The organism is Eubacterium sp. An3, from assembly GCF_002159465.1.
Lineage (GTDB): Bacteria > Bacillota > Clostridia > Lachnospirales > Lachnospiraceae > Anaerobutyricum > Anaerobutyricum stercoris.
Genome location: NZ_NFIR01000097.1, coordinates 1 through 1070, shown reverse-complemented (window position 1 = coordinate 1070; position 1070 = coordinate 1). Strand labels below are relative to the sequence as shown.

General features: G+C 41.6%; 1 pseudogene. It reads left to right on the top strand.

Annotated elements, in window-relative coordinates:
* Positions 1 to 287 precede the first annotated feature (287 nt).
* Positions 288 to 851 (top strand): annotated as a pseudogene (locus tag B5F87_RS20500) (transposase); the annotation flags it as partial.
* Between the last annotated feature and the right edge of the window lie 219 nt (positions 852 to 1070).

The window sequence follows — 1070 nt, the reverse complement described above, 5'->3', positions numbered from 1 at the left end:
CTTCTTTTCTAGGATAGCTCTATTATACAGCAAGAGAAGCATTTCGGCTTGTATTTACTACAAAATATATGAACTTTTCAAGGTGCTATAGACAGGCTTTTGACCCCAATATCATAAAAAATAATTAAGGATTATCCTAGAATTCTATTTATTCGGGTCGAATGTATATTTTAAAATTTCAATTATATTATGGAGAGGAGTTTGCATATGGATAAAAATGTGGTTTTAGTTGCGCACAGGGTTGCTGATTTCAATAATATAACCATCCATAATCGAGTTTCTTTGTATGGCTGAAGGAACGCGGTCTTACTGGTGTACGCCTGATTATAGGTGATAAAAATCTGGGGATGCTGGAAACCATTCCGGAAGTTTTCCCAGATGCCAAATATCAGCGCTGTACCGTGCACTTTTACAGAAACATCTTTTCCGTTACACCACGTAACAAGATGAAAACGGTAGCTCTCATGCTGAAAGCAATCCATGCTCAGGAAAGTAAAGAAGCAGCCCGGGAGAAAGCAATCCAGGTAGCTGAAAAACTGAAAGCTATGAAGCTTGCCAAAGCTGCAAAAAAGGTGGAAGATGGCATCGAAGAAACATTAACCTATATGGATTTTCCCAGCCAGCACTGGACTCGAATTCGGACGAACAATACGATTGAACGCCTCAATCGAGAGATCAAACGTCGAACTAAAGCAATTGGCGCTTTCCCAGATGGACAAAGTGCTTTAATGCTCGTATGTGCCAGACTGCGTCATGTAGCAGCAACCAACTGGGGAGCCAGACGCTACATGAACATGGATCATCTTTTCAAAGCAGAGGAGGATCTACTGTCTGATATCATAGCCGGTTGACTGCCGACTACCAAACGGCTGAATTTAATTTTTGCGAAAAAACCTTGACACTATCTCTCTTTCAGATAGTTGCCCATCATTTCTCGAAGGACTGCCTTTTGGTAAACGGTAGATATCTCGTACCTGTACAAATCTGGAGCAAACCTGTATGATAAGGACAGATTTGCTCCAATCTTTCGCTCACTTCTCTTTTCCGGATTTCCGGCAGTTCGCCGGCAG